The 23,259-nt window shown below is 59.5% G+C and carries 23 protein-coding genes; 1 reads left to right on the forward strand and 22 read right to left on the reverse strand.

Translation table 11 applies throughout. The annotated features are described in order from the left end of the window. Positions 1–9 precede the first annotated feature (9 nt). Positions 10–1,065, forward strand: a complete 1,056-nt coding sequence (gene mnmH, locus VE934_RS13025) for a tRNA 2-selenouridine(34) synthase MnmH (protein ID WP_324888148.1) — start codon at positions 10–12, stop codon at positions 1,063–1,065. Between the two features lie 141 nt (positions 1,066–1,206). Here the strand turns inward: mnmH and VE934_RS13030 are convergent, their stop codons facing one another. From VE934_RS13030 to VE934_RS13135, 22 genes are all read right to left on the reverse strand, one after another. Beyond that, the gene (locus tag VE934_RS13030) at positions 1,207–1,377 is read right to left on the reverse strand and encodes a hypothetical protein (protein WP_324888150.1); all 171 of its coding nucleotides are present in this window, start codon (positions 1,375–1,377) and stop codon (positions 1,207–1,209) included. 26 nt (positions 1,378–1,403) lie between these two features. Beyond that, a complete protein-coding gene (locus VE934_RS13035) occupies positions 1,404–2,591 on the reverse strand; it encodes a PLP-dependent transferase (RefSeq protein WP_324888152.1) in 1,188 nt (395 codons plus the stop codon). 234 nt (positions 2,592–2,825) lie between these two features. Continuing rightward, positions 2,826–3,350, reverse strand: a complete 525-nt coding sequence (locus VE934_RS13040) for a phosphoribosyltransferase (RefSeq protein ID WP_324888155.1) — start codon at positions 3,348–3,350, stop codon at positions 2,826–2,828. An 86-nt stretch (positions 3,351–3,436) separates the two neighbouring features. Beyond that, positions 3,437–4,765 (reverse strand): adenylosuccinate synthase, encoded by a 1,329-nt coding sequence (locus tag VE934_RS13045; RefSeq protein WP_324888552.1) that lies wholly within the window; start codon positions 4,763–4,765, stop codon positions 3,437–3,439. A gap of 62 nt (positions 4,766–4,827) precedes the next feature. Then, positions 4,828–6,033, reverse strand: a complete 1,206-nt coding sequence (locus tag VE934_RS13050) for an ATP phosphoribosyltransferase regulatory subunit (protein WP_324888157.1) — start codon at positions 6,031–6,033, stop codon at positions 4,828–4,830. A 127-nt stretch (positions 6,034–6,160) separates the two neighbouring features. Next, positions 6,161–6,349 carry a DUF2065 domain-containing protein gene (locus tag VE934_RS13055; protein ID WP_324888159.1) on the reverse strand — a complete coding sequence of 63 codons (189 nt, stop codon included), beginning with the start codon at positions 6,347–6,349 and terminating at the stop codon, positions 6,161–6,163. Between the two features lie 8 nt (positions 6,350–6,357). After that, complete coding sequence (gene hflC, locus VE934_RS13060; RefSeq protein ID WP_324888161.1) at positions 6,358–7,254, reverse strand: protease modulator HflC; 897 nt, start codon at positions 7,252–7,254, stop codon at positions 6,358–6,360. Positions 7,255–7,265: 11 nt separating this feature from the next. After that, the gene (gene hflK / locus VE934_RS13065; protein WP_414693846.1) at positions 7,266–8,750 is read right to left on the reverse strand and encodes an FtsH protease activity modulator HflK; all 1,485 of its coding nucleotides are present in this window, start codon (positions 8,748–8,750) and stop codon (positions 7,266–7,268) included. Between the two features lie 45 nt (positions 8,751–8,795). Continuing rightward, positions 8,796–9,929, reverse strand: coding sequence for a GTPase HflX (gene hflX, locus VE934_RS13070; RefSeq protein ID WP_324888163.1), 1,134 nt, complete (start codon positions 9,927–9,929; stop codon positions 8,796–8,798). A 44-nt stretch (positions 9,930–9,973) separates the two neighbouring features. Next, on the reverse strand, positions 9,974–10,225 hold the full coding sequence (hfq, locus tag VE934_RS13075; protein ID WP_414693847.1) for an RNA chaperone Hfq: 252 nt from the start codon (positions 10,223–10,225) through the stop codon (positions 9,974–9,976). Between the two features lie 68 nt (positions 10,226–10,293). Next, entirely contained in the window at positions 10,294–11,637 is a 1,344-nt protein-coding gene (der, locus tag VE934_RS13080; RefSeq protein ID WP_324888167.1) for a ribosome biogenesis GTPase Der, read from the reverse strand. Between the two features lie 60 nt (positions 11,638–11,697). Beyond that, on the reverse strand, positions 11,698–12,864 hold the full coding sequence (gene bamB, locus VE934_RS13085; protein ID WP_324888169.1) for an outer membrane protein assembly factor BamB: 1,167 nt from the start codon (positions 12,862–12,864) through the stop codon (positions 11,698–11,700). Continuing rightward, positions 12,864–13,574: a tetratricopeptide repeat protein gene (locus tag VE934_RS13090; protein WP_324888171.1), complete on the reverse strand. Its 711-nt coding sequence runs from the start codon at positions 13,572–13,574 to the stop codon at positions 12,864–12,866. The genes bamB and VE934_RS13090 overlap by 1 nt, the downstream gene beginning before the upstream one ends. A gap of 52 nt (positions 13,575–13,626) precedes the next feature. Then, entirely contained in the window at positions 13,627–14,940 is a 1,314-nt protein-coding gene (hisS, locus tag VE934_RS13095) for a histidine--tRNA ligase (RefSeq protein ID WP_324888173.1), read from the reverse strand. A gap of 13 nt (positions 14,941–14,953) precedes the next feature. After that, on the reverse strand, positions 14,954–16,216 hold the full coding sequence (gene ispG / locus VE934_RS13100; protein ID WP_324888175.1) for a flavodoxin-dependent (E)-4-hydroxy-3-methylbut-2-enyl-diphosphate synthase: 1,263 nt from the start codon (positions 16,214–16,216) through the stop codon (positions 14,954–14,956). Between the two features lie 11 nt (positions 16,217–16,227). Then, complete coding sequence (locus VE934_RS13105) at positions 16,228–17,235, reverse strand: helix-turn-helix domain-containing protein (RefSeq protein ID WP_324888177.1); 1,008 nt, start codon at positions 17,233–17,235, stop codon at positions 16,228–16,230. Continuing rightward, positions 17,228–18,037 (reverse strand): type IV pilus biogenesis/stability protein PilW, encoded by an 810-nt coding sequence (pilW, locus tag VE934_RS13110; protein ID WP_324888179.1) that lies wholly within the window; start codon positions 18,035–18,037, stop codon positions 17,228–17,230. The genes VE934_RS13105 and pilW overlap by 8 nt, the downstream gene beginning before the upstream one ends. Then, entirely contained in the window at positions 18,034–19,179 is a 1,146-nt protein-coding gene (gene rlmN / locus VE934_RS13115) for a 23S rRNA (adenine(2503)-C(2))-methyltransferase RlmN (RefSeq protein WP_324888181.1), read from the reverse strand. The genes pilW and rlmN overlap by 4 nt, the downstream gene beginning before the upstream one ends. Positions 19,180–19,275: 96 nt before the next feature. Continuing rightward, the gene (gene ndk / locus VE934_RS13120) at positions 19,276–19,701 is read right to left on the reverse strand and encodes a nucleoside-diphosphate kinase (protein ID WP_324888183.1); all 426 of its coding nucleotides are present in this window, start codon (positions 19,699–19,701) and stop codon (positions 19,276–19,278) included. Between the two features lie 108 nt (positions 19,702–19,809). Further along, on the reverse strand, positions 19,810–21,429 hold the full coding sequence (locus VE934_RS13125) for a pseudouridine synthase (protein ID WP_324888185.1): 1,620 nt from the start codon (positions 21,427–21,429) through the stop codon (positions 19,810–19,812). An 8-nt stretch (positions 21,430–21,437) separates the two neighbouring features. Then, the gene (scpB, locus tag VE934_RS13130; protein ID WP_324888187.1) at positions 21,438–22,142 is read right to left on the reverse strand and encodes an SMC-Scp complex subunit ScpB; all 705 of its coding nucleotides are present in this window, start codon (positions 22,140–22,142) and stop codon (positions 21,438–21,440) included. 111 nt (positions 22,143–22,253) lie between these two features. Further along, positions 22,254–23,237, reverse strand: a complete 984-nt coding sequence (locus VE934_RS13135) for an RluA family pseudouridine synthase (protein WP_324888189.1) — start codon at positions 23,235–23,237, stop codon at positions 22,254–22,256. Between the last annotated feature and the right edge of the window lie 22 nt (positions 23,238–23,259).

The following is a 23,259-nucleotide window of genomic DNA, read 5'->3' on the forward strand; positions in this document are numbered from 1 at the left end:
CAATACCGCATGAGTCTTGAACGAATTTCCGCCAGCGATGCGCTTGGCACGCTGCAAACTTACTCCGTCGTGATTGACGCTCGCAGCGAAGGGGAATTCGCCGAAGACCGCCTCCCCGGTGCCGTTAACTGGCCCAGTTTGCATGACGATGAGCGAAAAATCGTCGGCACGCAATACAAGCAGATCAACGCCTTTGAAGCCAAAAAGCTGGGTGCAGCGCTGGTTGCCAAAAACATCGCCGAGCACATCCACCGCGAAGTGTTGGACAAGCCCAAAGACTGGCAGCCGCTGGTGTACTGCTGGCGCGGCGGTAAACGCAGTGGGTCGCTGGCCTTGATCCTGGATCAAATCGGATTTCGGGTCACGCTGGTTGATGGCGGGTACAAAGCTTTTCGGGCAGCGTTGGTCGCTGATTTGACGGAGCTGGCTTCCCGCTTTCAATACCAGGTGGTATGCGGCACAACCGGTTCAGGCAAAACCCGCCTGCTGCAGGCCTTGCAGGCCCAGGGTGCACAGGTGCTGGACCTGGAAGCGCTGGCCAACCACCGCAGCTCAGTGTTGGGGCTCATTCCCGGTGTCCCCCAGCCGAGTCAAAAGGCTTTTGATACCAGCATCTGGGAAAGCTTGCGCAGCTTTGACCCCGCGCGTCCGGTCTATATCGAAAGCGAAAGCAAAAAAGTTGGCAACGTCGCCCTGCCGGAAGGCTTGGTGACAGCCATGCGCTCAAGCCCATGTTTGCAGCTGGATCTGTCAGAGTCCGAACGGGTGGCGCTGCTGCTTGAGGACTATGATTTTTTCGTCACGGACATCGAGTTTTTCTGCGAGCGCCTGGGCGCGCTCACGGAAGCGCGTGGCAAGGAAACCGTGCGCGACTGGCAGGCCCGTGCCCGCAGCGGCGATGTGGCGTTTGTGGTGCAGGAGTTGCTGGTTCGTCACTACGACCCGGCTTACCTGCAGTCGATACGCAGAAATTTCACCCAGTACGGCACAGCAAAGGTGCTTACACCGCGCGATCACAGCGAAGCCGCCATGCGCGAGGTGGCCCAGGCCCTGCTAACGGACTGAGGGTCGCCCAAAAACAAGGCCCCGGGGACAGCGTACTGTCCGGCGGAGCCTGTGGGGAATAGTTTGCTACCTATTCAATAGCAAACTATTCCCGTCGTTATTGGGCAGAAGTTCAATTTTCTTGAGACTCTTCGCTGAAACTCAGGCGGAGGGGTCTGCTGGTGCATGAGCGTCACCCGCTTCACCATCGGCCGCATCGTCATCAGGCAGGTCCGGTTTGCCTTCGGCTTTGCGTTTGAGTTTTTCCTCTTTCTTCTTCTTTTTGGCCAGCTCTTTCTGGCGCTTTTCGTAGGAGTAATTGGGAGTTGCCACGGTGTGCTTTCTTCAGGGGAGATGTGTCAACTGTACTGCATCAGTGCCAGCGCTTGGGCCAGGTCAGCCTGCAGGTCAGCCACAGCCTCCAGCCCGATCGAAAACCGCACCAGACCACCTTTATAAGGCCATGGCGTGGTGCGGATAGACGGCACGTCGTAAGGCGCGCACAGGCTCATGGGCCCTGCCCAGCTGTAACCGAGTTTGAACAGGCGCAGGCTGTCACAAAAGCGGTCTATCTCAAGCTGGGAATATGCGGGCTTGAAAACAACGCTGAGCAAACATGCGGCTGCCGAGCAATCGCGTTCCCAGATATCGTGGCCCGGAGAGCCAGGCAATGCCGGATGAAGCACCGCTTCGATCTGGGGCTGCTGCTGCAACCACGTCGCCACCGTGCGTGTGGCCGTGTCCTGCGCGGCATAACGCAGCGCTATGCTGCCCAAACCGCGCAGCACCAGCTCTGCATCGTTGCCACTCACGCCGTAACCCACACGCATATGGCAAAAATGCACGAGGTGGTGAAGTGCTTCATTACGCGTGACCACAGAGCCCATCAGCACATCGGCGCCGCCGCTGGGGTATTTGGTCAGGGCTTGCACACAAATGTCAGCGCCAAGCTCAAAGCCGTTGAAAGCGATGCCGGCACCCCAGGTGTTGTCCAGCGCAGTCACGATGCCCTGAGCGTGTTTGTGAGGATGCGCCTTCACCGCGGCCACCAGCGCCGGCAGATCCACAAACTCCAGCGTGATCGAGCCCGGCGCTTCCAGCCAGACCAGACGGGTTTTGGCGCTGAGTTTGGCCGCCAGATCACCCGGAGACATCGGGTCGTAATTGCGATACGTGACACCCCAGCCAGCAAGTTCGTGCTCGGCGAAATTCTTGTTCGGACCATAGGCGTTGTCGGGAATCAACACCTCGTCACCAGCCTCGAGCAGCGCCATATCCACCAGAGCCACAGCAGCCAGACCGCTGGGAACCAAGGTACAAAATTTGCCGCCTTCCAGCGTGGCGATGCGCTCTTCTAGCGTAAACGTGGTGGGCGTGCCGTGCAGGCCGTAGGTGTAGCCGGTCTTGTGTTTCCAGTCGCGGTTGCGCAGTGCGGCAACGTTTGGAAAGATGACGGTCGAGGCCTTGTGAATGCCGGGCTGGACGGCAGCAAAACCGGCTGGCGGCTTGTAGGGGTGGTGGATTAGATCTGTAGACTTTTCGCTCATGCGCTCATGTTAACGGCAGAGGCAGTCTGCATTTGCCCACGTTTGTCATCCGGACTTGATCCGGGATCCAGGCGACATTTCAGCGTGCGAGCATGGATTGCGGATCAAGTCCGCAATGACGACACCGATGGCTATCTTATTCAAGCGGGAGCAGCGGAACCGGCTCCACCGGGCCGCAGGCGCAACGGCCCCCTCGGGAGGCAGGAAGCTACGCGAAGCGAGCAACCGTGGGGGCTATATCTTCCACTTCTCCATCAACTGCGCTGGCTTCAAGGCGTCATACCCTTCAAACGGCTGATGAATCCACGGATTGGTGGGCAGAAATTCGACTGAGTAGTCGGGCGAGAAGGTCGAGACGCCCTTGGTCCAGATCACCGCGCTGCGCAATTCGGTGATCGGCTTGTAGTTGTTGCGCAGCTGATGGATAACGGCGTTGAGCGTGTGGCCGGTGTCTGCCAGATCATCGACCAGCAAGACCTTGCCGGCAATCTCGCCTTTGGGCGTGGTGATGAAACGTGCAATGTCCAGATTGCCCTGGGTCATGCCCGCATCGGCCCGGTAGGAGCTGGTCGACATGATGGCGAGCGGCTTGTCAAAAATACGCGAGAGGATGTCGCCGGGGCGCATGCCGCCGCGGGCCAGACACAAGATGGTGTCGAACTCCCAGCCCGACTGGTGCACCTTGATGGCGAGTTTTTCAATCAGGTTATGGTATTCGTCATAACTCACGTAGAGGTGCTTGCCGTCTTCTGTCAACATACATTTGCTCCTGATTTAATAGCGTCTTCCGCCCGTACTATATGGGCAAACAGGCGATTTGACTATGAATGTCGGGTTGAATGGCTTCAGGCTGTGAACGGGTGGCGCAGCAAGATGGTGTGGTCTCGGTCGGGGCTGGTGGAAATCATGTGAATCGGCACGCCGGTCACTTCCTCAATGCGCTTGAGGTAGCGTTGCGCTGCGTCCGGCAGCTTGTCATAGTCGGTCACACCAACCGTGCTTTGTGTCCAGCCTGGCAGGGTTTCGTAAATGGGTTTGCAGCGCGCAATGTCTTCAGCGCCCATGGGCAGGATGTCTATGATCTGGCCGTCCAGCTCGTAGCCCGTGCAGAGTTCAAGCTTTTCAATGCCGTCCAGCACGTCAAGCTTGGTGATACACAGACCCGACAAGCCATTGACCTGGGCTGAACGTTTGAGCAGCGCCGCATCGAACCAGCCGCAGCGGCGGCTTCGGCCAGTGGTCACGCCTTTTTCAGCGCCCACGGTACTCATGTGATAACCCGGCGTACCCGGTGCTTCCCAGTCCAGCTCTGTCGGGAAAGGGCCGCCCCCGACGCGGGTGCAGTACGCCTTGGTAATGCCCAGGATGTAATGCAGCATGCCGGGGCCGACGCCCGCGCCTGCGGCCGCGTTACCAGCCACGCAGTTGCTGGAGGTGACAAAGGGATAGGTGCCGTGGTCGACATCTAGCAGCGTGCCCTGTGCGCCCTCGAATAGAAGATTCGCGCCTTCGGCGTTGGCGTCATTGAGTTCGCGCGAAACGTCGGCCATCATGGGCTTGAGCAGTTCGGCGTGGCGCATGGCCTCGTCATACACCGGCTGAAATTCCACTGCCGGTGCATTCAGGTAACCGGTCAGCACAAAGTTGTGCAGGTCCAGCAGCTCGCGCAGCTTGGCTGCAAAACGCTCGGGGTATTTGAGGTCCTGCACGCGCAGGGCGCGGCGTGCAATCTTGTCTTCGTAGGCGGGCCCAATGCCCCGGCCGGTCGTGCCAATCTTCACAATGCCACCGGTTTCACGGCGGGTCTCACGCGCAACATCAAGCGCCACATGAAAAGGCAGAATCAACGGGCAGGCTTCGCTGATGCGCAGGCGCGAGCGCACCTCAACACCGGCTTTCTCAAGCCCTTCAATTTCTTCAAACAGCTTGGCGGCAGACAGCACGACGCCGTTGCCGATGTAACACTTGACGCCCGGGCGCATGATGCCGCTGGGGATCAGGTGCAAAGCCGTTTTGACACCATTGATGACCAGGGTGTGGCCGGCGTTGTGGCCGCCCTGAAAACGAACCACGCCCTGCGAGCTTTCAGTCAGCCAGTCAACCAGCTTGCCCTTGCCTTCGTCGCCCCACTGGGTACCCACGACCACCACGTTACGGCCGGCAGTTGCGGCTATTGTTTTTGTCATCTGTTTGCTCTCTAAAGATTCGTTGGGGATGCGGTGTGTTAGGACGGCAATCAAGCCTGCAGGGGCCGGACCTGCCACTGCCCGGATACGTTAGCCAGTTCACGGTCGCAGGCAAATTCGTCGACTTCATGTTCGTGACCGGGCAACACGCAGGCTACGGTTTCGCCGCTGGCGCGGAGACCTGCAATGGCAGCACGCAGATCGGGCTCTTCCCCCCACGGCGCGCGGATAGCGGCTCTTGGTGGCTTCGGAAGCAGCACGCTGACAAGTTCTTTGAGGTCGAGGCTGAAGCCTGCCGCGGGGCGATTGCGTCCAAATACCGCGCCGACCTCGTCGTAACGACCGCCGCGAACCAGCTCAGCGCCATGCGCGCCCTCGCGCGGACCGTGCCCGTAAATGGCAAAACGCGTGCCGCTGTAATAGGCGTAGCCCCGCAGGTCAGCAAGATCAAAGCCGATTTTGACGCCCGGCGCCAAACCGGTCACATGGGTTGCCAGCCAGTTCAGATTTTTCAGGGCCAGCAAAGCTTCGGGAAAGGCCTTGAAGGCCTTCTCTGCTTCAGCCAGAACCTTGTCATCACCGTACAACTGCAGCAAGGTCGACAGGCCCTGCTGCGCGGCGGCAGGCAACTCGTTGCCAAGACTGGAGGTCAGGCTGGAAAGCTCACTGGCATCCTTGGCTGCAAGCGCCGCGTGAATTCGGGCGAGCATTGAGGTGCTGACCTTCGCGCCGGCCACCAGGCTGCTGACAATACGAACATCGGCCATGTCTACCGAGAGTTGCGTCACGCCCGATGCGCTCAGCCCCTCAAGAGCCAATAGCTGGGCTTCCAGGTCCGCCTCAAGTCCGGCGTGACCATAAATTTCAGCCCCGAATTGCAAAGGCTCGCGCGTGGCGTGCGGCCTGTCAGCCCGGGTGTGCAGCACGGGGCCGCAGTAACAAAGCCGCGCAACGCCCCGGCGGTTCAGCAAATGGGCGTCGATGCGGGCAACTTGCGGCGTGGTGTCAGCGCGCAGACCCAGGGTGCGGCCAGAGAGTTGATCTACCAGTTTAAAAGTCTGCAGGTCTAGCGCCTCACCGGTGCCGGTGAGCAGGGACTCCAGGTGCTCCAGCAGGGGCGGCATGACCAGCTCATAGCCATAGCTGCGGGCCGTGTCCAGAAACAAGCGGCGTAGCTCTTCGATGTGGCGCGCCTCGGAGGGCAGGACATCGGCAATTTGATCCGGCAATTGCCATGATGACGACCAGGCGGGCATGTATTTATCGGAGGCTGTTAAAAACAGGATTTTACCGGGCTTGGGCGCTGTTTTCGGCCACTACAGAACCGGATGCGACATTGCGCCGCAAAATCCGGGATCAGACAGGCGGGAGCTGGCCCGCCGGTCAGAGCAGGATGGCCAGCAGAACCAGGCCGACAGCCACACTGCAGAGACCGAAAAAACGGATCTGCCCGTTGCTCATCTTGAGGATTTGCTCGAACATGCCCCGCCAGCCAGCGGGCGAAATAAATGGCAGCAAGCCTTCAAAGACCAGCATGCACGCGAGTGCGAGCCAAAGCGTGCTGCTGTCCAACGGAAAATTTATTTTTTGGCTGGCGCAGCGCCCGCGCCTGAACCGCGCATGGTCTTGAAAAACTCCGAGGAGGGATCAATCACCATCACATCGCTCTTCTTGCTGAAGCTCGCCTTGTAGGCGTCCAGGTTGCGGTAGAACTGGGCGAACTGCGGGTCTCGGCCAAATGCATCGTTGTAGATGCCCGCCGCCTGGGCATCGCCCTCACCCTTGATTTTCTGTGCATCACGATAGGCGTTGGCCACGGTCACTTCGCGCTGGCGGTCTGCATCGGCCCGGATCTTTTCGCCCTCGGCAGCACCCGTAGAGCGCAACTCATTGGCCACACGCTTACGTTCAGCTTCCATCCGGCGGTACACCGACTCGGTAATGGCTTCTACATAGTCTGCGCGGGTCAAACGCACATCGACAATCTCCATACCCCAATTTTTGCTGCGAACCTTTTCCTGCACCTCGCGCTGCACTTCGGTCATCAGTGCGTCGCGTTTGGTAGAAATCAGTTCGCGCACCGTGCGTTTGCTGATCTCTTCCTGAAAAGCGTTGCGAACTTCGCGGCTCAGCTGGTTGGCGCCGGCTTTTTCGTCAACACCAATGGCACGGATGTATTCGGACGGGTTGGTGATGCGCCAGCGCAAATACCAGTCGATCACCAGACGCTGCTTTTCTGCCGTGAGCACGGGCTCGGTGTCAGTACTGTCCAGCGTGAGCAAACGCTTGTCCAGGTACTTCACATCCTGAAACGGTGGTGGCAATTTGAAGTTGAGCCCTGGCTCGGTGATGACTTCCTTGATCTGGCCCAGGGCGTACACCACGCCAAACTGGCGCTGGTCGACAACAAACAACATGGAACTGGCCAGCGCAAGCACGACCAGCAGGGAAGAAGCAATTAATCCAACTCTGTTCACTTTGTTCTTCCTTAGCGGGTGTCGCGGTCACGTGTGCGCGATGCATCACGGGCACGGGTGTCGGTCGTACTCGTGGCTGGCACGGCTGGAATCGCCGGAGCTACAGGGGCAGCACCATTGGCAGGCTCGGCGGCCGCAGCACCTGCCGTCTGCTGCATGATTTTGTCGAGCGGCAAATAAAGCAGGTTAGAGCCCTGCCGCGACTCGACCATGACCTTGGTCACACTGCTGTAGACCTGCTGCATGGCATCGGTATACATGCGGTCGCGGGTCACCTGCGGCGCCTTCTGGTACTCAGTCAGCACCGATTTGAAGCGCTGCGCGTCACCCTGGGACTGAGCAACGATACGGGCTTTGTAGGCTTCGGACTCTTCCTTCAGGCGTGAGGCAGAACCAACTGCCCGGGGAATCACGTCATTGGCATAGGCCTGAGCTTCGTTTTTGGCGCGCTCCCGCTCCTGGCCGGCTTTGAGAACATCGTCAAAGGCTGTTTGTACCTGCTCAGGGGGACGCACACCGCCCTGCTGCATGTTGATGCCTACGACTTCTACCCCCACCTTGTAGCGATCCAGAATGGTCTGCATCAGCTTGCGGACGCGTGGGCCGATTTGCTCACGCTCCTCGCCCAGAGCTGCATCCATGCGCATTTTTCCAACCACCTCACGTACCGCCGTTTCCGCGGCTTGCACCACAGCATCGGCCGGGTTTTTGCTCTCAAACAGATAGGCGCGCGCGTCGTTCAGACGGTACTGCACGGCAAACTTGATTTCGACAATATTTTCGTCTTCGGTCAGCATGGCCGACTCACGCAGGCCGGTTGACTTGACGATGCTGTCACGGCCGACGTCAACCGAACGGATCTGGGTTACGAAGAGCACCTCGTGACGCTGCACGGGATAAGGCAGACGCCAGTTAAAACCCGCCCCGACCGTCGACTTGTATTTGCCGAACTGGGTAATGACCGCCTGCTGGCCCTCTTGCACGATAAAGAAACCGGTGCCCAGCCAGATCAGCACCGCCACACCTGCAATCAGTCCGATGCCGATGCCGGCGTTTTTCATATCAGGCTGAAAACCACCCGGGCCGCCGGGGCCACCACCGCCGGTTCCGCCGCCGCGCACCCGCTGGCCGGCATTTTTGGCTCCGCCAAACAGCCCGCCCAGCTTCCGATTGAAGTCGCGCCACAGTTCGTCCAGGTCAGGCGGACCTTGATTGGGGCCTTTTCCCTGGCCTTGCGGACGCTGGGGAGCCGGTGGCCTCACAGGAGGTGGTTCTTCGCGGCCTCCTTCGGGTTTCGGCTCGTCGGTAGAGGTCTTGTCGTCGTCGCGGCCCCACCGGGGATCGTTCAAATTAAACATTCCCCGCGCGCCTCGCTTCAAACGCTCCGCCAGAGTCAATTGCTCCGATGCTTCGCGCTGCCCGGCAGGGTCGGTTGCTCGATCGGGACGGCCCGCCGTAGCGCGTGTCAGCGTCTGTAGCACTGTGTTCAGGTTCATGGGATCAGGCTCACTTTATTTTCAATACTCCGACATTGTGCCCAATCAGGCGACCGCTTCACCAAATGGAGGGGTATCCGCAAGGGGTAATAGGGACGCCTGCCGGGCCAGCAACTGGCGCAACAAGGGCAAACCCTCCCCGGTTTGCGCACTCACAAATACCCGGTCGACGCGGGCACCGGTGTCCGAAAAGGCGTCCTTGATCTCGAAACTGTCACTCAATTGAAGCGGCCGGTGTGCTTTTTCAAGGGCGTCGAGCTTGTTGAACACCAAAATTTGCGGCACTGTTGCGGCGCCGATTTCTGCGAGCACACGCTGAACTTGCTCGATTTGCTCCAGATGGTCTGGATTTGCAGCATCGACCACGTGAAGCAGCAAATCAGCATCTGCCGCCTCCTGCAAGGTGGCTGCAAAGGCGTCAATCAGCCCATGCGGCAAGTCGCGAATAAAGCCGACCGTATCCGAAAGCGACACCGAACGGGCTGCGTCCCCCAAATACATCTGGCGGGTGGTGGTGTCCAGGGTGGCAAACAACTGGTCTGCGGCATAGGCGCGCGCCTTGACCAGCGCATTGAAGATGGTTGATTTGCCGGCGTTGGTGTATCCCACCAGAGAGACGGTGAAGGCGTTGCGACGCTCGCGCTGACGGCGCTGGGTTTGTCGCTGCTTCTTGACCTTGCTCAAGCGTTCTTTGGTGCGTTTGATCGATTCGCTGATCATGCGTTTGTCCAGCTCGATCTGCTTTTCACCGGGTCCGCCGCGCACACCCGCACCGCCCGTCTGGCGCTCAAGGTGCGACCAGCGGCGAACCAGTCGCGTCGACAAGTATTGCAGACGCGCAAGCTCCACCTGCAGCTTGCCCTCATGACTGCGGGCGCGCTGCGCGAAAATTTCGAGGATCAGCATGGTCCGGTCATTGACCGGCATTTCCAGCAGGCGCTCAAGATTGCGCTGCTGTGCGGGACTCAGTGACTGGTCAAACAGGATTTCAGTGGCACCGGTTTCGACTGCCAGCATCTTGATCTCATCGGCCTTGCCACTGCCTATGAACAAAGCCGCATCTGGCGCCTTGCGTTTGCAAACCACACGCGCAACCGGCTGCATGCCGGCCGTTTGAGCAAGCAATCCCAGCTCTTCAAGGCCGGCATCGAAGTTGGGGAGACCCAGGTCGACCCCCACCAGAATGGCCGATGGAGGCTTTGGCTGGCGTAAGTCCGGAGAACTCAGCTGGCAGGGCTTTCTTGGGTTTCAGCAGCCGCAAAGTTTACGGCGCGGCCAGGAACAATGGTCGAAATGGCGTGTTTGTAAACCATTTGCGTCACGGTGTTGCGCAACAACACGACGTATTGATCGAAAGATTCGATCTGACCTTGAAGCTTGATGCCGTTCACGAGGTAAATCGAAACCGGCACATGCTCACGGCGCAAAGTGTTGAGGAAGGGGTCCTGCAACAGCTGACCTTTGTTATTGCTCACGATATTTTCCGTGTTCAAGAGTTAATGGAAGTTCACCTTACCACAGGGTTTCCGCCGCCAACGTAGTCCTAAGCTGATTCTTTGTCCGCAAAAGGGTTGCTCGAAGATTTCATCTGGATGCGCAGCGGCGTGCCGACGAGATCGAACTCCTTGCGAAAGCGCCCTTCCAGAAAACGCTTGTAGGCGTCAGTCACATGCTCCAGCGAATTGCCGTGAACAATGATGATGGGCGGGTTCATCCCACCCTGATGGGCGTAACGCAGCTTGGGACGGAACATGCCGGCGCGCTGCGGGCTCTGAAATTGCACGGCTTCCATCAGCAGGCGGGTCAGCACCGGGGTGGACATCTTGCGATTGGCCGAGGCATGGGCCTGGATGATGGACTTCCACACCGGGGCAAGGCCCTGCCGTTTGATGGCTGAAATGTTGTGGATGGTCGCAAATTTCAGGAAGGCCAGACGTGTCTCTATGGACCGCTCAAGAATTTCCCGCTGGTAGCTATCCACCGCATCCCACTTGTTGACGGCCAGCACAACAGCGCGGCCACTTTCCAATATGTAGCCGGCAATGTGCGCTTCCTGGTCGGTCACGCCCTGGGTCGCATCCAGCAGCAGCAATACGACGTTGGCGCTTTCGATGGCCTGCAGGGTCTTGACCACCGAGAACTTTTCAATGGCTTCAAAAACCTTGCCCTTGCGGCGCAGCCCAGCGGTGTCGATCAACTCAAACTTTTGCCCCGCGCGCTCAAAAGGCACGGAGATGGCATCCCGCGTGGTGCCGGGCTGGTCAAAAGCCACAAGCCGTTCCTCGCCAAGCCAGGCGTTGATCAGGGTGGACTTGCCCACATTGGGACGCCCGGCCACTGCCAGCTTGATCGCAGAGGGATCAGCGAGCAGATCCTCGTCCGCCGGATCTGGAAGGTTCAGTGGCTGCAGCGCCATTTCCACCAGCGAACGCATGCCTTGACCGTGAGAAGCTGACACGGCCAGCACTTCACCAAGTCCGAGCTCGAAAAATTCTGAAAGCTGTACGCCTTCGGTCATGCCCTCGGCTTTGTTGGCCGTCAACACCGTCGGTTTGCCGAGTTTGCGCAAATAGCGGGCGATTTCGTGATCCTGCGCGTTGACCCCTGCCCGCGCATCCACGACAAAAACCACGACATCCGCTTCAGCAACCGCCTGGCGGGTCTGCTTGGCCATTTCTTTGTAGATGCCATCAACCGCGTCTGGTTCGAAGCCGCCCGTATCAATGACGATGAACTCCTGCGGCCCCAGCCGGCCGTTACCGTAATGGCGATCTCGCGTCAGACCGGCGTAGTCGGCCACAATCGCATCGCGCGTTTTGGTCAGACGGTTGAATATGGTCGATTTGCCTACGTTGGGGCGACCGACCAGAGCGAGAACAGGTTTCAAGAAATATCCAGCGGAGGTGGCAGCGAACTACGCGAAGCAAGGAGCGTGGTGGACACGCATTTATTCGGGGGCAAAACCATAAACACCGCCGGCACGTGTGACCGCGATCAATGTGCTGCCAGCCAGTAAAGGCGAAGCTGCAATGGACGTGCCGTCCGTCGTGAGCCGATTCAAAGGCGATCCATCTTCCCGCGAAAGCAGGTGAATCAGACCAGCCGAGTCGCCTATGGCGATAGACCGACCCACCACCAGCGGGGAAGTCAAGCTGCGGTACCGCAGAAGATCGGTGGACCACACAGGCTCGCCATCAGCCCGGCGTAATGCCAGCACCCTGCCGTCAGCCTCAGCACCAAACACATAGCGCTCGTCGCTGTCTACGCCTTGGGCCGCATTGGCGGGTTTGGTCCAGAGCAAGGCGCCGCGCTGGGCATCCACACAACCGATATTGGCCTGGAAAGCGCGAGCGCAGACGGTGTTGCCATTACGGCCAACGTGCCCAACCAGGTCTACCAGCCGCTCGACGTCATTCACGCCGCGGGGTGAAGCGATCGGGGCCTCCCAACGGATGCTTCCGTTCAGCGGGTTCAGCCCGGTCAGGCGTCCTGCCAGACCGACAACCAGCGTATCACCCACGGCCAGCATGACGCCCCCCTGGCGCAGAACCAGGGGTTCGCTGGGTCGTTGCTGGGCCCAGAGTTTTTTCCCTGTCTGTCCATCGAATGCATTGACCGACCGGTCCGCCGCGAGAACAAACACGCGGCCGCCTGCAACAAACGGGGAGGTGAAGGCCTGAGCCGCCAGCTTTTGACGCCAGATCTCACGCCCGTTGTCCAGAGCCACGACCTCGTTAGCGCGGGTGACCACGGCAGCTACTTTTCCATCACTGCCCACCCCCGCTGCAATAGGCGCGCCAATACTGGTGCGCCACCGGTCACGTCCGGTGCGCGTGTCCAGCGCTGCAACCGTGCCATCGTTGCTTGCCACTACCAGGGTTTCACCGCTGATATTGCCCTGAAGCGGAAACGTCACCTCGCCAATACGTGCACTCCAGACCTGCCGTGCAGGTACAAGCGCGACAACGGGCTGCAGCTCAGCGGGTTGGGGCTTTTTCGCGGAGCCTCCGAAGAAGCCGCTGAATGTGGAGCACCCGGCAAGAGTTGCTACCAAAATAATAGCTGCCGGCGCCCGTAGTGATTGGGCAAAGGGCCTAAAAGACTTGATAAACATCACTGTTTGACCTCCGTGGCGGACGCGGGACTGGCTGCGGCAGCGACCGCAGGGGTAGACGCAGGGGGTGCAGGATTGGCACCGAGCGCATTGAGTTTGACCTCGACCAGACGCCGGTATTCGCTGCGGGAATCCATATCTTTGTAGGCTTTTTCGTATTCGGCCCGGGCTTCACTCTTCTTGCCCTTCGCCATCAAAACGTCGCCACGGCGGTCAGCTGCTAAAGCCGCGAAGTCTTTGGGAAAAGCCGGAGTCAGCACTTTTAATGCCTCGTCATAAGCCTTGGCTTCCATCAGCAGGCCGGCCAGACGGAGGCTGGCGATGGCTTGATAACCTTCGTCGGCATTTTTCCCTGCCACCCAGGCGAGCGATGACTTGGCGCCTTCGATATTGCCCTTGTCGTGATAGGTTTTGGCGGCAAGCAACCCGGCTTGCTGCGCAAACGCGGTGCCACCAAAACGCTCCTTCATGTCGGCCAATGCACGGTCCAGCTTGGGGATTTCTCCAGACTGAACGGCGCGCTCCACCTCGTCATACATCATGGCCGCCTGGGCGGACTGGTTGCGCTGCCAATAGTTATAGCCGTTCCAGGCGGCGAACGCGCCCAGAATGATCACCAGCGCCCAGGTGATGCGATCGCCGTATTGCTTCCAGAAGTGCTTCAGCTCGTCGAGCTGTTCCTGTTCTTCCAAATCGAGATGTTTTGCCATAAAGCTCTGTCTGTTCTACCCAATGAATGGTGGTGATTGTAGGGCGCTGGCGTCAGCCAACCGTGCGCAGGGTGTGCGCCCAGCTGGCGACGCTGCCCAATGGCTGCAAGGGTTGCGCCTCAGCTGCGTTGGTTTTTTCGCCGCGCAAAGGCTTGACAGCCACACAGCCCTGCGCGAGTTCGGCCTCGCCAAAGATCAGCGCAAACCGGGCCCCGCTGCCGTCTGCTTTTTTGAACTGTGATTTCATGCTGCCCATGCCATCGCTGGTCGCTGAGCCGTGCATTTGTACGCTCACGCCCAGCTCACGCAAGGCCTGCAGCGTGCGCAGCACCACTGGCAGTGCCGATGATTCGGGCACGATGGCGTAAGCATCGGGCTGCGGGAGAGGGATTGCGGCGCCCTGCTCCTTGATCAAATCCAGCACCCGCTCAACCCCCAGGGCCCAGCCCACGGCTGGAGCGGCTTTGCCACCCATTTGCCCGATCAGGTAGTCATAACGCCCACCCGCGCAAATCGTGCCCTGCGCACCCAGTCGGTCCGTCACAAACTCGAACACGGTGAGGTTGTAGTAATCCAGGCCACGCACCAGGCGGGGGTTTAGGGTCCAGGCCACGTCGTTGGCGTCCAGGATGGCCTTGAGGCCGTCAAAATGCGCCAGTGATTGCGGCCCCAAAAAATCAATGAGCCGGGGCGCACTTTCAACAACTGCCTTCATGGCCGGGTTTTTGGTGTCCAGAATCCGCAGCGGGTTGCTGTGCAAACGCCGACGCGCTTCTTCGTCCAGCTGATCAGCGTGCTTTTCAAGGTGGGCTATCAATTGCGCGCGGTGCTGGGCGCGCTCCTCAGGCTGACCCAGGCTGTTGATTTCCAGACGCCAATCGCTCAGGCCCAACTCTTTCCACAAGACTGCGGCCAGCAAAATCAACTCTGCATCAACTTCCGGCCCGGCAAAGCCCAAGGCTTCAGCACCGATCTGGTGGAACTGCCTGTAGCGACCACGCTGCGGCCGCTCACGGCGAAACATGGGCCCCATGTAATAAAGGCGCTTGCCGCCCTCGTACAACATGTTGTGTTCGGTCACCGCGCGCACCACACTGGCGGTGTTTTCCGGCCGCATGGTCAGGTGATCGTGATCACCGTACTTGTCCGAGCGGTCTTCAAACGAATACATCTCCTTTTCAACGATGTCGGTGACCTCACCAATACCCCGGATGAACAGCTGTGTGTGTTCCAGAATGGGCGTGCGGATATTGCGGTAGGCATACCGTGACATCAGCGAACGCACTTTGTCTTCAAGCCACTCCCAACGCGCAGAGTCGGGCGGCAATATGTCGTTCATGCCTTTGACGGCAGTTAATTTGTCCATGAAAGGGAAGGTGTTAAGCGGTTTCAGCGACGGCTTGTGTGCCAAAACGCTTTTCAATGTAGTTTTCGACAATGACGCGAAATTCCTGCGCGATGTTTTCGCCGCGCAGGGTGACGCTTTTCTCGCCGTCAATGTAGACAGGGGCGGCCGGCGCCTCGCCAGATCCCGGCAGGCTGATTCCGATGTCGGCGTGTTTGCTCTCGCCCGGGCCATTGACAATGCAACCCATCACCGCGACCTTGAGTTTTTCGACACCCGGGTATTGCGCCCGCCAGACCGGCATTTGGGCACGCAGGAAATCGTCAATCTCTTTGGTCAACTCCTGAAAAGTAGTGCTGGTGGTGCGGCCACAACCAGGGCAAGCGGTCACGCTGGGCACAAAACTGCGCAGCCCGAGCGCCTGCAATATTTCCGAAGCAATGAGAACTTCCTGAGTTCGTGCTTCGCCGGGTTGAGGCGTGAGCGACACCCGAATCGTGTCGCCAATGCCTTCCTGCAGCAACACAGCCAGGGCAGCGCTGGAGGCCACAGTGCCTTTCGTGCCCATACCGGCTTCGGTCAGACCGAGGTGGAGCGCGTAGCGAGAGCGTTTGGAGAGTTCGCGATAAACCGAGATCAAATCCTGAACGCCGCTGACCTTGCAGGACAAAATGATCTGATTTTTATTCATGCCCATTTTTTCTGCCAGCACGGCAGAGTCAATGGCTGAGGTGATGAGCGCCTCGTACATCACTTGCTTGGCATCCCAGGGCTGGGACCTGCGGCTGTTTTCGTCCATCAGGTTTGCCAGCAGCTCCTGGTCAAGGCTGCCCCAATTGACGCCAATCCGCACGGGTTTGTCCCAGCGAATCGCTGCTTCGATCATCTGACCAAACTGTCTGTCGTGTTTGTCGCCTTTGCCGACATTGCCAGGATTGATGCGGTATTTGGACAGTGCCTCTGCGCAAGCGGGATAGTCGGTCAGCAGACGATGGCCGTTGTAATGAAAGTCACCAATCAGCGGGACATCAACGCCCATGCGGTCTAACTGCTCGCGCACATAGGGCACCGCCTGCGCCGCCTCGGGCGTGTTGACGGTGATCCGCACCATTTCCGAGCCGGCAAGAGCGAGTTCCTTGACCTGGATCGCGGTTCCGATTGCGTCCACCGTATCCGTATTGGTCATAGACTGCACGCGCACCGGGGCATCGCCACCCACCGTGACGACCCGCTGCCCCCAAACCACGCGCGCCTGTTCAGACACACGCGCCTTGGGCGCCGCCGATTCGACTGGCAAACAGGGGCTCACTATTTCACCTCGAAACGTGCAACGTTGTCTTTGCTGACCGCGCTCAAGTCAAAAGCCTTGCCGCGAACCTGAACCTGTGTTGCGTCAGCACGGCCGACCACTGCCGCCAGCGGAAGGGAGCCCGAAGCACTTGCAGTTTCGCCAGACGTCAGGGTGCGGCGAAGAACCACGACGCCCTTGGCGTCTGTCACTTCAACCCAGGATTCGCCTTTAGCTTGAAAAACAATGATTCCATTCGCTTGCGCGGTTGCCGCTACCGGCGCCGAGGCTGGCGCAGCGGATTGTTGAGCTTGCGCGGGCCCCGTTACCGGCGGCAAATTCGGGGAAGCAGTCGGCACAGGGGCCGGGGCAACTGCAAGCGGCACAGAAGAAACCGAATTCGTCACATCAGCAGGGATGGACGGGACGATCTTCGCGCTCTCGACCAGCTCAACACTTGCCATGGAAACACCCGACTGGCTTGTTGAAGCCTGGCTACCCAAGGTAGAGGCGCCGCCAAGAGGCTCGGAAATCGGCTGCGCCGCCTTGTACTGCTGCTGAACAAAGGGCAGAAAGATTAAAACAAGAGTCCCCAACACAAGAAGGAGACCCGCGAGCACCGCAGGCTTTGACACTTGTGCCCACACTGACGGGCCGGGTCCGTCGCTGGGTGAGCGAAACGGCGTATTGATGCTGGTACGCTGATGGTCCAGACGCGGCTTGCCGGTTTGGGGCAACAACGCCAGCACCTCGGTCGCATCAAGTTTGAGGGTGCGGCAAACGCTCGCAGCCAGTGCCCGCACAAAGACAGCATCAGGCAACAGGTCGAACCGATCGGACTCCAACGCCTCCAGTTTTTTAACCGGAACCTTCAGCGACACCGCCAAAGCTGCGATATGCAGTCCGGCCGCCTCGCGCGCACATTTGAGCAAGGCGCCCGCAGTGATGCCAGGTTCGGCCACGACGGGTACACCCGCATCGTTTTCCGGGACGGCCTCGTCCCGGGCCTGGCCGTCCCACTCACTCATTGAAAGCACCTCTGTCATAGGCGGCCGCCTCACGCGATTGTCCAAAGCGCTTCTTCAACTGCCCCACCAGTTGCATCATGGCTTCCCGATTGCCCAGGCTACGCTCAACCTTGATGCCCAGCCACAGGGTCTCGGCATTGGCCAGGTCACTGTTGTTTAAACGCCTGATATAAAACTGCGCACGCGGCAGGTCGCCGCGCTGAAACAAGGCGTTGGCCAGGTGGTAACTGGTCACCGGATTGCCCGCGTCAAGTTCAAAGGCCTGAAGCAGGCTGCGTTCGCCTTCAGCATTGCGGCCAGCCCGAACCTGACAAATGCCATGCATCGTCATCGACTTGGCCTGCCCGGTGTAGGTGGGACTTGTAATGGCCCGCTCAAACAATGCTGATGACTCCGGGTACCGCGCCTGCAGACACAGGAGCCATCCATAGTTGTGCAACACGTCGCCGTCGCGCGGGCTGATTCCCATCCCACGCCGAAAACTGTCTTCTGCCAGCGCGTTGTCGTTCAGCCGCATATAAACGAGCCCGCGCAGGTTATAGGCATCAACAAACGTCGGATCTGCCGTCAGCGCCTGCTTGATCTCATCAAGCGCTACATTGGTCTGACCCTGCTGGAAATAATTGCTGGCCAATTCCAGGCGGATACGTGCACGCTTGCGTGTGTCCGGCTCATCGGACTCAGTCATGACTTCGCCGCGCCCGCCACTTGAGGCCGGCGCGCCGGCGTTGCCCGCACAACCGGCGAGCAGTACCAGCATCCAGCACGCCGACAGCCCCATGATTTTGCGAACGAGCTTCATACACCTACCTCTTTGGAGACGATCTTGATACCCTTGAGCATACCCTGCCGCTGCGTCGCCATACGCTCCTGAACCCCCGTTCGATCCTGTACATCTCCGGCCAGTTGCCCGCAGGCAGCATCAATATCATCGCCGCGGGTTTTACGGACTGTCGTGACAATGCCTGCGTCCATCAGGACTTTGGCAAATGCCATCACCTCCGGCATCGCTGAGCGTTTCAGGCCAGAGGCGGGAAACGGGTTGAACGGGATGAGGTTGAACTTGCAGGAAAGACCCTGCTGAGCATGTTTGCGCATCAACGCCACCAGCATGCGGGCATGCTCGGACTGATCGTTTACGCCATCAAGCATGCAGTATTCAAAGGTGATGAAATCGCGGGGCGCTGCGGTCTGGTACCTTGCACAGGCCTCCAGCAATTCAGCGATAGGGTACTTCTTGTTCAGAGGTACAAGGTTGCTGCGCAACTCGTCTTCTGGGGCGTGCAAGGACACGGCCAAGGCGACAGGACAATCCTTCGCCAAGCGGTCCATCATGGGAACAACACCGGATGTGGAAACCGTCAAGCGTCGGCGTGACAGGCCGTAAGCATGGTCGTCCAGCATCACCCGGAGTGCAGGAAGTAACTGGGAATAATTTTGCAGCGGCTCGCCCATTCCCATCATCACGACGTTGGACACCACACGCTCGGTTTTGCCAAGGTGCTGACGCAGAAAGTGCTCTGCAAACCAGAGCTGTCCGACAATCTCGGCGGTCGTCAGGTTTCTGCTGAAACCCTGGTGGCCCGTTGAGCAAAACCGGCAACCGACGGCGCAACCCGCCTGCGATGAAATACACAGGGTTCCACGGTCGGATTCCGGGATGAAGACGGTCTCGATAACATCACCGGCGCCTACGTCGAACAGCCACTTGATCGTGCCGTCCGCCGAGTCATGCCGGGAAACAACCTTGAGGCCTTGAATGTGAGCAGAGGCGGGAAGCTTCTCGCGAAGGGACTTCGCCAGATCGGTCATCTGGTCAAAACCGGTCGCGCCTCTCTGGTGTATCCAGCGAAAAAGCTGGGTGGCCCGAAAGCGTTTTTCGCCGAGCCCCTCGCAAAAAACAGCCAGCCCTTCCAGATCAAAATCAAGCAGGTTGACTGTCATTGCATTGGAAATTCGCACCGGCGCAGTGCCGGGTCGCCCCACGCGCGCCGAAGCCTGGTGGGGCAGCGGAACGCAGTGACGCGTGGGAGCGACATTTCAGCGCGAGTAAATGTTCATGCCGGGGAAGAAAAAGCTGATCTCCACCTGGGCGGTTTCCGGTGCATCTGAACCGTGAACAGCGTTGGCGTCGATGCTCTCAGCGAAATCGGCGCGAATGGTACCGGCAGCCGCTTTCTTCGGGTCAGTGGCGCCCATGAGGTCGCGGTGCTTCAGAATTGCGTTTTCACCTTCCAATGCGGAAATCATCACGGGGCCGGAGATCATGAAACCCACGAGGTCTTTGAAAAACGGGCGCTCTTTGTGAACGGCATAAAACGCTTCGGCTTCGCCGCGTGAGAGGTGGGCCAACTTGGCGGCCACGACTTTGAGGCCGGCAGCCTCGAAGCGGGCATAAATTTGACCAATGACATTTTTAGCCACTGCATCGGGCTTGATGATTGAGAGGGTGCGTTCGATCGCCATGAGATTTCCTTAACCTTGATTTTCGTGCTTTATTCAAATCGAATAAAGCCTCTGATTTTAACCCGCGCCCGAGTGAGTTATCACCTGAACACCCGTCGGGCAAAGGGATTAACGGTTTCCACCCCGGTTGCCACCGCCGTTCCCGCGATTGCCGCCACCACGGTTTCCCCCACCGCCGCCGCCACCTCGGCGCGGGCCACCCGCCCCGCCCCCGTTGCCCGTGCCACCACCCCGCCGTTGGCCTTGACCCGGCCCCTGGCCCAAGCGTTGCCGGGTGAAAGTTTCCGCGCCGATGTAACCGAAGGAGGTTTTCATCGGGTCGGGCTGGGCTCCGCCCGGGAGCTTGTCGCCGCGATCACCGCGGTCATCCCGCCGGTTCTGCGCTGGCGGGCCGGAGTTTCCCCGGAAATTCCCGGCTCCGTTACCCCCACCTGGAGCGCGACCCTTGCCCCCGCGACGGCGATTGCCCTCGCGCTGCGCCTCAGTGCGATTCAAGGAGGGCTGCAAGTCATTTGGTTCATGATCAAAGTCGCCTGCTGGCCCCGGCGAGGCTTGCTGTGGGCCAGTTGCAGGGAAACTTCCCGTTTCCGGGCGCCCACGTCCACCGCGTGGTCTGTCATTTCGTCGCGGGCCCCTGCCCTGACGACCTTCACCGCCAGCGCCGTCCGCTGGATTTCCCGCTTTCCTGGGGCCTCGTGGATCTGCCCGCGATTCCGAGCGACTGACAGCGCCAGTCAAATCCTGGATGTCGCGCTCGTCCAATTCCACAAAAGCGCCGCGCTTGAGACCACGGGGAAGCACTACGGCGCCATAGCGGATGCGGATTAGGCGACTCACCGCATGGCCAACGGCTTCAAACATGCGACGCACCTCGCGGTTGCGACCTTCTGAAATCGTGACCCGATACCAGCAATTGGCGCCTTCGCCTCCGCCAGCCTCGAGTGAGCTGAACTGGGCCAGGCCGTCGTCCAGATTCACGCCGTCGAGCAGGCGTTTTTTCTCCTCGTTGCTCAATGCGCCCAATACCCGCACAGCGTACTCACGCTCCAAACCAAATCGCGGGTGCATCAGCCGGTTGGCCAACTCGCCGGAACTGGTCAACAACAGCAGGCCTTCAGTATTCAGGTCAAGGCGGCCGACTGACTGCCACTTGCCCTGAAACAACTTGGGAAGCCGGCGAAATACCGTGGGGCGATTTTGCGGGTCGTCATGGGTCACGACTTCACCAGCAGGCTTGTGATACGCAATCACCCGAGCCGGCGGTGGATCAATACGCACGCGGATAGGCTTGCCGTTAACCTTGACGGTGTCGCCAAACTGGATGCGCTGACCGATGTGCGCTGGTTCGGCGTTAACCGAAATCCGTCCTTCCAGAATCAGTTGCTCCATCTCCAGCCTTGACCCCAACCCGGCCTGGGCAAGCACCTTGTGCAATTTGGGACTCTCGGGCTGAGCGGATAACACCCGCTTGGGCAACTCCAGGGCAACGTCTTCTTCATCGGCGTCAAATTTGCCGGTCACCACATCTTCAAATCGGTGGGCGGGCTTAAGCGCAGCCGGTGCGCGGGTGTGCGTTAAGGTGCCCGCATCCATCAGGGGGCCCCCCTGATCCGCTATCAAATCAGTAGCTAGAACGTCCGGAGGATACTGGGCCAAAGCCGGTTTTGATGCTACAGCCTCGGGCTCAGGCATCAGGGGGGAGTCAGCCGGATGATCTGGATGATTCATATATTCGTTCAGACGTTGGTGTCCGTAGATTGCTGGCTGGTGCCCGGGCCTTCAAGAGGAGCCGGGTAATCGGTCGATTCGAGAACTGATGCTTCGCCATCCTGCGCATCCCCAGCCTGAGCCTCCGCAGCGTCGACTTCATCAGGTGAACCCGTCGCAGTCAGGCCAAATTCGATCTGCTCAAGCAAGGCTTCCTCGGCTGCCGGGTGATCCGTAGCCGGCAACTGATTCAAAGACTCCAGCCCCAGATCGTCCAGAAATTGCCTGGTGGTGGCATACAGGCCGGGGCGGCCGACAGTCTCCCTGTGGCCAATGACTTCAATCCAGCCCCGGTCTTCCAGTTGTTTGAGCAGCAGGCTGTTGATCGTGACGCCACGGATATCCTCCATATCGCCTCGTGTTACCGGTTGACGGTAGGCGATGATGGCCAGGGTCTCCAGCGTCGCCCGGGTATACCGCGGCGGTTTTTCCGGGTGCAGGCGGTCCAGATACTCGCGCATTTGCGGGCGGCTTTGAAAACGCCAGCCAGTAGCCACGTGAACGAGCTCCACACCGCGTCCAGACCAGTCGTTCTGCAGGTCTTCGAGCAACAATTTAAGCGTGTCGGCCGTCAGCGCCCCGTTGAACAAAACACCCATGTCGCGCAATGGCAGCGGCTGCTGCGCGCAAATAAGTGCCGTTTCGAGGACGCGCTTGGCATCCGTCGTCATCATGATCTTGGTTCCGAAATAATTCGAGCTAAAGCGCCTGAGAGCGCATTTCACCTTCGTGCGCAACCACTTTAAGAGCAGGCGCTATGGTGAGGGTAGAAGAAAACTACAGCCTCAATTGTATCTTAGCCCCAACTGCAGAAGCGCTTCAGACAGATCGGGAGGAAGCGCCGACCTGAACGTCAAAGTCTCGCCCGTCACCGGATGATCGAAAGACAACTGACAGGCATGCAACGCCTGCCTTCTGAGGCCAGCCGCCGGCTTTCCGCCATACACCTCGTCTGACACCAGGGGATGGCCGATTGAAGCCATGTGAACCCGAATCTGGTGGGTCCGACCCGTCTGTAATTTACAGCGCACCAGGCAATAGGCCCCTTCGCTCTGAATCAGGGCAATTCCGGTCGACGCCGTCTTGCCCGAATGCCTGTCCAGATCGACGACCGCCATGCGCAGGCGGTTTCGAGGGTCGCGACCAACAGCTGCGTTGACCTGAATCGATGAAGCCCCCTGCCAGGCGCCGTTCCCAATGGCGATGTATTCCCGCCCCACGGTTCTCGCTGCGATCATCGCCACCAGTTGATCCATGACCTGACGCCGGCGCGCCACCACCATCAGTCCGCTGGTGTCTTTATCGAGCCGATGCACAATGCCAGCGCGGGGCAATTGCGTAGCCTGCGGGTCGCGTGCCAGCAAACCGTTGAGGAGCGTGCCACTCCAATTGCCCGGGGCCGGGTGCACGACCAGCCCCGCAGGCTTGTTGATGACGAGCAGATGATCATCTTCGAAAACAACATCCAGCTCCATCGCCTCGGGTTGAAAAGCCTGACTCTGCGGCGTGGGCTTGAGCTCTATCCGCAGATCGTCCCCAGCCTTCACCTTTGCGGACACCTTGGTCACCGTCGCGCCGTTGATCTGGACGGCCGCCGCCTCGATCAACTGCTGAAGATAACTGCGCGAGAACTCGGGCACAATCCCAGCGAGCGTGCGGTCCAGACGGGCGCCGTGGCTGGCGGCGGGCACCATCACCTGCCGCAATTCAAAATCTGCGCCCGCCTCGGCATCGTCCAGGGTCTCTTCGGCCTGACCGACTGACGCCATAGCGCTCGATATAATCAATTTG

Source organism: Polaromonas sp. (genome assembly GCF_035638815.1).
GTDB lineage: Bacteria > Pseudomonadota > Gammaproteobacteria > Burkholderiales > Burkholderiaceae_C > Polaromonas.